A 7,879-nucleotide genomic window follows, 5' to 3' on the forward strand; every position below is an offset into this window, starting at 1 on the left:
CGATCATGGCCACTGGACCGGCCACGGAGTGAGTGCTAGGAATCGCATATGTCGCATGATTCCTCGCACGAGGTCGCCGTGTTGGTCGACGAAGGGTCGAACCCCTTCGAAATGGGCGTCGCGACCGAGCTCTTCGGGCTGCGGCGGCCGGAACTGGACCGGCCCTGGTACGGCTTCACCCTGTGCGCCGCCGAGCCGTCCGTGCGGATGCACCTGGGGATGTTCACCCTCAGCGGGGTCGCCGGGCTCGACGCCGTGGAGACCGCCGACACGGTGATCGTGCCCAACCGGCCCGACCCGGAGAGCCCGGCCCGGGACTCGGTGCTGAGGGCCATCCGCGCCGCCGCCGCGCGAGGTGCCCGGCTGGTGAGCTTCTGCACCGGCGCCTTCACGCTCGCGCAGGCGGGTGTTCTGGACGGACGGCGGGCGACGACGCATTGGAAATGGGCCGGGCTCTTCAACGAGTTGTATCCGAAGGTGCTCCTGGAGCCCGACGTGCTGTTCGTCGACGACGGCGACGTCCTGACCGCGGCGGGCAGCGCCGCCGCCCTCGACCTGGGGCTGCACCTGATCAGCCGCGACCACGGTGCCGAGATCGCCAACGCGGTGAGCAGGCGGCTCGTGTTCGCCGGACACCGCGACGGCGGCCAGCGGCAGTTCGTCGAGCGGCCGCTGCCGCCGGTACCGGACACCTCGCTGGCGCCGGTGCTCGAATGGGCGCGGGAACGACTGGACCGGCCGCTCACCGTCGCCGACCTCGCCACACGGGCGGCGGCCAGCCAGGCGACGCTGCACCGGCGTTTCCGCGCCGAACTCGGGACGACGCCGCTGGCGTGGCTCACCACGGAACGGATCGCGCTGGCGTGCCGGCTGATCGAGCGCGGGGAGCAGCGGCTGGACCTGGTGGCGCGGGCTTCGGGGTTCGGTACCGCGGCGAACCTGCGGGCCCAGCTGCGGCGGGCTACGGGACTGACGCCTACGGCTTACCGGGCGCGGTTCAGTACCGCTTCGTAGGCGGTTGGTGGTGGTGTCGACTCGGTGCAATGAAAGGCCCCTTCATTGCAAAATTTGCTATGAAGGGGCCTTTCATTGCAGGTCGTGAGTGCTGCGCCGGGAGGTGTCTTCGCCGGCTTCCGTGCTGCTCCCGGACGCTATGAAAGGTCCTTTCCTTGCAAAATTTGCAAGGAAAGGACCTTTCATAGCGCTCTCTGGAGGGGCGGCGTCCGTACGGGCGCGCAGGCGGTCGCGGGGTGTCATGAAAGGGGCGTTCAAGACGAAAAACGTCCTGAATGACCCTTTCATGACACTCTGGGGCCGCGCCGGATGTCATGAGGGGTCCCCATGGGACGAAAAATGTCCCATGGGGACCCCTCATGACACTCTCGGGAACGAGGGCGGCGCGAGCGGGAACAAGGGCCGGGCGAGCGGGAACAAGGGCCGGGCGAGCGGGAACGAGGGCGGCGCGAGCGGGAACAAGGGCGAACGGCGAGACGGAGCGTCAGGCGAAGGCGATCCACCGGTTCAGCAGATCGGCCGCCGCACCCGAATCGATGGCCGAAGCCGCCCGCGTGAGTCCAGCCGCGAGATCGTCTTCCAGCGACCCCGTGAACCCGGCGAAAGCCGCCAGCGCGGCCGCCGAGTTGAGCAGGACAGCGTCCCGCACGGGCCCGGTCTTCCCGTTCATCACCTGACGGAATACCTCGGCGTTGTGCGCCGCGTCGCCGCCGCGCAGGTCGTCCGCGGTCGCCCTGGCGATGCCCAGGGACGAGGGGTCGAAGCTCCGCTCGGTGATCTCGCCGCCGGAGACCACCCACACCGAACTGGTGGTCGTGGTGGTGATCTCGTCGAGCCCGTCGTCACCTCGCACGAGCAGCACGGTCATCCCGCGCCGCGCGAACACTTCGGCCAGCACGCGCGTCTTGTCCTCGTACGCGCAGCCGATCAGCGAACTGCGCGGTTGCGCGGGGTTGGTGAGCGGGCCCAGCAGGTTGAACGTCGTCGGCACGCCGAGCTCGCCGCGCGTCGGGCCGGCGTGGCGCAGCGCGGGGTGGAACTTCGGCGCGAAGCAGAAGCCGATGCCCAGTTCGTTCACGCTGCGCTGGACCGTCTCGGGCGGCAGGTCGATGGTGACGCCCAGCTCCTCCAGCACGTCGGCCGCGCCGGACTTCGACGACGCGCTCCGGTTGCCGTGCTTGGCCACCGGGGCACCGGCCGCGGCCGTCACCACCGTGGCCATGGTGGAGATGTTGACCGAATTGGACCGGTCGCCGCCGGTGCCGACGATGTCCACCGACGGCCTGTCGATGGTCACCCGTTTGGCGTGCGCCAGCATGGCGTCGGCCATCCCGGAGATCTCCGCCGGTGTCTCACCCTTCGCGCGCAGCGCGACGGCGAACCCGGCGATCTGGGAGGGCGTCGCCGCCCCGCTCATGATCTGGTCCATCGCCCACGCGGTGTCCTCCTCGGACAGATCCGCGCGCGCGATGAGCTGGTTGAGCAGGAACGGCCAAGTCTTGGCTGTCACCGGTTCAGCCGTGCACGACTGGCACCCGCCGGGCGCGCAGCACGTCGGCGACGGTCTCGGCGGCGGTCAGCGGGTCGAGCGGGTGGACCAGCACCGCGTCGGCCTGCGACCAGGTCGCGAGCCAGCGGTCGTCCTTGCGCCGCACCGCGACCACGATCGGCGGGCAATCCTCGATCTCGTTCTTCAGCTGGCGGGTCAGCCCGATGCCGCCGGTCGGCTGCGCCTCGCCGTCGAGGATGGCCAGGTCCACGTTGCCCGCGTCCATCTCGACGAGCACCTCGGAGATGCCGGACGCCTCGGTGTAGTCCACCCGGCCGAGGTCGGCGGCGGGCCTGCGGCCGACGGCGTTGATGATCGCCTCGCGCACCTCCGCCTTGTGGCTGAACACCAGGATCCGCATCGCCTGCTCGCCCATGAGCGCGCCTCCGCCTCGTCTAGTCATGTCGACCCCGCGATGTTATCCGCCATGACCGACATCACGTGGGCGCCCCCGACGGCTGGAGCGCGTCCCAGCCCACCGAATCCCCGCCGAGCCGCTGCGCGAGCCCCGCCATCCGCGACCTTTCCTGCGCGCAGTGCAGCGCGTCGAGGGTCTGGACGCGCAGGGCGTGCGCCAGCGTGAGATCGCCGTCCGGCCCCTGTTCCCGCAGCTCCCAGCCGTCCTGGGCGAGGATCGAGGCCGCCTCCGCCACCTTTTCGGGCGGAAGTTTCAAGTGGTGGCGCAGGATCGCCGGCGCTTCGGCGACCCAAGCGGGTGATCTCGCGAGCACCGAAGAATCCGCCTCGGCGGGATCGAAGGCCTCCGCGACGATCTCCACGCCGGGCGTGTCGACGGTCAGACCTGGGATCTTCGGCTTCTTGACCAGGTCACGAAGCCGATCTAGTAAACCCATGAGTAGCCCTGTTCCCACTTTCGTTCAGATGTGACCCGACACGCACGCGACTTGCCGTGGACCCACCCGGCGGGCCCCGTGCGTGAGAGGACATAATGCGACGCGTGACAACGGCAGCTCCCACCATCAGCCAGCGGGTCCACTCGCTGAACCGGCCGAACATGGTCAGTGTCGGCACCATCGTGTGGCTGTCCAGCGAACTGATGTTCTTCGCCGGACTGTTCGCCATGTTCTTCACCGTGAAGGCGCAGAACGCGACCGGCCAGTGGCCGCCGCCCCTGCACGGTGAGCCCTTCGAGTTGAACGTCGCCCTGGCGATCCCGTTCACGGTGATCCTCGTGGCGTCCTCGTTCACTTGCCAGTTCGGCGTGTTCGCCGCCGAAAAGGGTGACGTCTTCGGCTTGCGTCGCTGGTACATCATCACGTTGATCATGGGCGCGATCTTCGTCGGCGGCCAGGGTTACGAGTACCTCCACCTGATCGACGAGGGGATGACGATCCCGTCCGGCCCGTTCGGCACGGTCTTCTTCCTCGCGACCGGGTTCCACGGCCTGCACGTCATCGGCGGGCTCATCGCGTTCGTGTACCTGCTCATCCGCACCAAGCTGAGCAAGTTCACCCCGGCCCAGGCCACCTCGGCGATCGTCGTGTCGTACTACTGGCACTTCGTCGACATCGTGTGGGTGGGCCTGTTCGCGGTGATCTACATCCTTCCGTGAACGAAGCCGCCACCACGACCTATCGGCCTGAACTGACAGCAAGGGTTGCCGCAAGATGACCTCCAGCAAGAACGACACGGAGCGCCGCTTCCGCAAGCGGTCGAAGGCACGCAGGCGGTTCGCCGGCGTGCTGGCGCTCGGGATCGCGCTCCTGAGCGTGGGCGGGCTGTACGCCGTTTTCGCGCCGGAGCCGCAGACCGCGCAGGCGCAGGGCGAGTCCGCCCTCCTGCGTGAGGGCGAGAAGCTCTACAACAACACGTGTATCGAATGTCACGGGCCGAAGCTCGAAGGCGTCACCGACCGTGGCCCGAGCCTCATCGGCATCGGCGACGCGGCCGTGTACTTCCAGACCTCGACCGGCCGCATGCCGGCGGTCCGCCAGGAAGCCCAGGCGCAGCGGAAGCCGCCGAAGCTGTCCGAGGCCGAGATCAACGCCCTGGGCGCCTACATCCAGGCCAACGGTGGCGGCGCGCAGCGTCCCGCCGAGAAGGGTGACGCGCTGCGCGGCGAGGACGTCGCGCGCGGCAGCGAACTCTTCCGCCTCAACTGCGCCTCCTGCCACGGCTTCACCGGCCGCGGCGGCGCGCTCTCGTCGGGCAAGTTCGCCCCGAACCTGGACCCGGCCACGGAAGAGCAGATCTACACCGCGATGCTCACCGGGCCGCAGAACATGCCCAAGTTCTCCGACCGGCAGCTGTCGCCGGAGGAGAAGAAGGACATCATCGCGTTCGTGAAGTCCGTGAGTCACGGGAACAACGCACCCGGCGGTAGCTCGCTCGGCGGTCTTGGCCCGGCCTCGGAGGGCGCGATCGCGTGGATCGTCGGGATCGCCGCGCTGATCGGCGTGACGTTGTGGATTGGATCGAAGGCATGAGCGCCGAAGGGCCGAAGCCGCCGACAGAGGCGGAATTGGCGGACATGGATCGCGACCAGCTCGTCAAGCTGGGTACCGCGCTCGACGGGGTCGAGATCGTGGAGTACCCGAAGCCGTGGCCGGTCGAGGGGACACGGGCGGAGAAGCGCGCCGAGCGCACTGTCGCCCTCTGGTTCGTGCTGGCCGCGCTGTCCGGCCTCGCGTTCGTGGTCCTCATCGCGTGGCCGCACTGGTTCGAGTACAAGGAGCCGGGTACGACCGGTTACACCAAGTACACGCTGTACACGCCGCTGCTCGGGGTCTCCCTCGGGCTCGCCGTGCTCAGCCTCGGTATCGGGGTGATCCTCTACACCAAGAAGTTCATCCCGGCCGAGGTCGCGGTGCAGGAGCGCGGGGACGGCGGTTCCAAGGAGGTCGACAAGGCCACCATCGTCGCCCAGCTGGCCCACTCGGGCAACGACAGCACCATCGCGCGCCGTTCGATGATCAAGCGGTCCGCGGGCGCCGGCGCCGGTGTGCTCGGCCTCGCCGTCGCGGCGCTGCCGGTCGCGTCCTTCATCAAGGACCCGTGGAAGGACACCGAGAACCGCGACTCGCTGTGGCACTCGGGCTGGAAGAAGAACTTCCCGGACGAAGAGGTCTTCCTGCGCCGCAACACCGGCCGACCGCACGAGGTTTCCCTGGTCAGGGTCGAGGACCTCGACGCGGGCGCCATGGAGACGGTGTTCCCGTTCCGTGAGTCCGAGCGGGAGGACGAGCACGCGCTGTCGGCCGCCTTCAAGCGCGTCGACAACCCGGTCATGCTGATCCGCCTCCGCCCGACCGACGCCGCGAAGGTCGTCAAGCGGGCGAACCAGGAGGATTACAACTTCGGCGACTACTACGCGTACACGAAGATCTGCAGCCACGTCGGCTGCCCGACCTCCCTGTACGAGCAGCGGACCAACCGCATCCTCTGCCCTTGCCACCAGTCGCAGTTCGACGCGCTCCACTACGCCAAGCCGATTTTCGGACCGGCTACCCGGCCGCTGGCCCAATTGCCGATTACAGTGAACAAGGACGGCTACCTGGTCGCGCGCGGAGACTTCAACGAGGCCGTCGGACCGGCTTTTTGGGAGCGTAAGTCATGAGTTCACTCACCACCCCGACCAAGGGGACGAACCCGGCCGAGAAGGCCGTGGGCGCTGGTGCGAAGTGGGCCGACGACCGGTATCACCTGGCCAAGGGCATGCGGCACCAGATCAACAAGGTGTTCCCGACCCACTGGTCGTTCCTGCTCGGCGAGATCGCGCTCTACAGCTTCCTCATCCTCCTGCTGTCGGGTGTGTACCTCACGCTGTTCTTCGACCCCTCCATGGAGGAGGTCGTCTACAACGGCAGCTACACCGGCCTGCAGGGCGTCGAGATGTCGCGGGCCTTCGCGACCACGCTGGACATCTCGTTCGACGTCCGCGGCGGTCTGTTCGTCCGCCAGCTGCACCACTGGGCCGCGCTGATCTTCGTGGCTTCGATGATGGTGCACATGTTCCGGATCTTCTTCACCGGCGCGTTCCGGCGCCCGCGTGAGGCGAACTGGGTCATCGGCGCGCTGCTGCTGGTCCTGGGCATGTTCGAAGGCTTCTTCGGTTACTCGCTGCCGGACGACCTGCTCTCCGGTACCGGTATCCGCGCGACCCTGTCGGGCATCGTGCTCTCGGTGCCGGTCATGGGCACCTGGATCCACTGGGCGCTGTTCGGCGGGGAGTTCCCGGGCAACGAGATCATCCCGCGCCTGTACACGATCCACATCCTGCTGCTGCCGGGCATCATGCTCGGCCTGGTGGCCGCGCACCTCGCGCTGGTCTGGTACCAGAAGCACACGCAGTTCCCGGGCGTGCGCCGCAAGGAGACCAACGTCGTCGGCGTCCGCATCATGCCGGTGTTCGCGCTCAAGGGCGGCGCGTTCTTCGCGCTGGTCACGGGCATCATCGCGCTGATGTCGGGGCTCTTCCAGATCAACCCGATCTGGAACATCGGCCCGTACAACGCGGCGCAGGTCTCGGCCGGTTCCCAGCCCGACTGGTACATGGCCTGGGCCGACGGCATGCTGCGGATCTGGCCCGCGTGGGAGCTCTACCTCGGGAACTACACGGTCCCGGCGGTGTTCTTCCCCGGCGCTGTCGGGATGCCGCTGCTGATCGGCTTGCTGGTGATGTATCCCTGGATCGAGCGAAAGCTGTCCAAGGACACCGCGCACCACAACCTGCTGCAGCGTCCGCGCGACGTCCCGGTCCGGACCTCGCTCGGCATCATGGCCCTGACGTTCTTCGCGGTCATCATGCTGTCGGGCTTCAACGACATCATCGCGTTCGCCTTCGACATCTCGCTGAACGCGACGACGTGGGCGGGCCGGATCGGCGTGCTGCTGCTGCCGCCGATCGCGTACTACATCACCTACCGGATCTGCCTGGGTCTCCAGCGGGCCGACCGCGAGGTGCTGGAGCACGGTGTCGAGACCGGCATCATCAAGCGCCTGCCGCACGGTGAGTTCATCGAGATCCACCAGCCGCTCGGCCCGGTGGACGACCACGGTCACCCGCTGCCGCTCGAGTACCAGGGCGCGTCGGTCCCGAAGAAGATGAACAAGCTCGGCTCGGCCGGTCACGCCGTCGCCGGTTCGACCTGGTCGCCGGACCCGGTCGAGGAGACCATCGCGCTGGAGCGCGCCCGGGCCAACGGGCACGGCTCCAACGGCAACGGCAAGGTCGACGACATCGGCGGTGAGCCCTCGCAGGAGCGCAAGGAGATCACCTCCGGGCACTAGCTCGACAAGAAGTACGTGAAGGCCCCCTTCCTTGCGCCAGGCGCAAGGAAGGGGGCCTTCAAGTAC

At 68.0% G+C, this 7,879-nt stretch carries 8 protein-coding genes; 5 read left to right on the plus strand and 3 right to left on the minus strand.

Features of this window, described 5'->3' with window-relative positions:
• Nucleotides 1-48 precede the first annotated feature (48 nt).
• Nucleotides 49-1,014, plus strand: a complete 966-nt coding sequence (locus tag CFP71_RS37975; protein WP_093938731.1) for a helix-turn-helix domain-containing protein — start codon at nt 49-51, stop codon at nt 1,012-1,014.
• A 484-nt stretch (nt 1,015-1,498) separates the two neighbouring features.
• On the opposite strand, the gene trpD is transcribed toward CFP71_RS37975, so the two are convergent.
• From trpD to CFP71_RS37990, 3 genes are all read right to left on the minus strand, one after another.
• A complete protein-coding gene (trpD, locus tag CFP71_RS37980; RefSeq protein WP_093938732.1) occupies nt 1,499-2,524 on the minus strand; it encodes an anthranilate phosphoribosyltransferase in 1,026 nt (341 codons plus the stop codon).
• A gap of 4 nt (nt 2,525-2,528) precedes the next feature.
• Entirely contained in the window at nt 2,529-2,939 is a 411-nt protein-coding gene (locus CFP71_RS37985) for a hypothetical protein (protein WP_093938733.1), read from the minus strand.
• 61 nt (nt 2,940-3,000) lie between these two features.
• The gene (locus tag CFP71_RS37990; protein WP_093938734.1) at nt 3,001-3,417 is read right to left on the minus strand and encodes a hypothetical protein; all 417 of its coding nucleotides are present in this window, start codon (nt 3,415-3,417) and stop codon (nt 3,001-3,003) included.
• Nucleotides 3,418-3,512: 95 nt separating this feature from the next.
• Here CFP71_RS37990 and ctaE point away from each other — a divergent pair, with 95 nt between their 5' ends.
• From ctaE to qcrB, 4 genes are read left to right on the plus strand one after another with little or no spacing between them, the layout of a single operon-like run.
• Nucleotides 3,513-4,136: an aa3-type cytochrome oxidase subunit III gene (gene ctaE / locus CFP71_RS37995; protein WP_005164165.1), complete on the plus strand. Its 624-nt coding sequence runs from the start codon at nt 3,513-3,515 to the stop codon at nt 4,134-4,136.
• Between the two features lie 55 nt (nt 4,137-4,191).
• Entirely contained in the window at nt 4,192-5,010 is an 819-nt protein-coding gene (gene qcrC / locus CFP71_RS38000) for a cytochrome bc1 complex diheme cytochrome c subunit (protein ID WP_093938735.1), read from the plus strand.
• Entirely contained in the window at nt 5,007-6,140 is a 1,134-nt protein-coding gene (gene qcrA, locus CFP71_RS38005; RefSeq protein ID WP_093938736.1) for a cytochrome bc1 complex Rieske iron-sulfur subunit, read from the plus strand. The genes qcrC and qcrA overlap by 4 nt, the downstream gene beginning before the upstream one ends.
• Complete coding sequence (qcrB, locus tag CFP71_RS38010; RefSeq protein WP_093938737.1) at nt 6,137-7,813, plus strand: cytochrome bc1 complex cytochrome b subunit; 1,677 nt, start codon at nt 6,137-6,139, stop codon at nt 7,811-7,813. Before qcrA ends, qcrB begins: the two co-directional genes overlap by 4 nt.
• Nucleotides 7,814-7,879 lie beyond the last annotated feature (66 nt).

This window comes from Amycolatopsis thailandensis (assembly GCF_002234405.1).
GTDB classification, from domain to species: Bacteria; Actinomycetota; Actinomycetes; order Mycobacteriales; family Pseudonocardiaceae; genus Amycolatopsis; species Amycolatopsis thailandensis.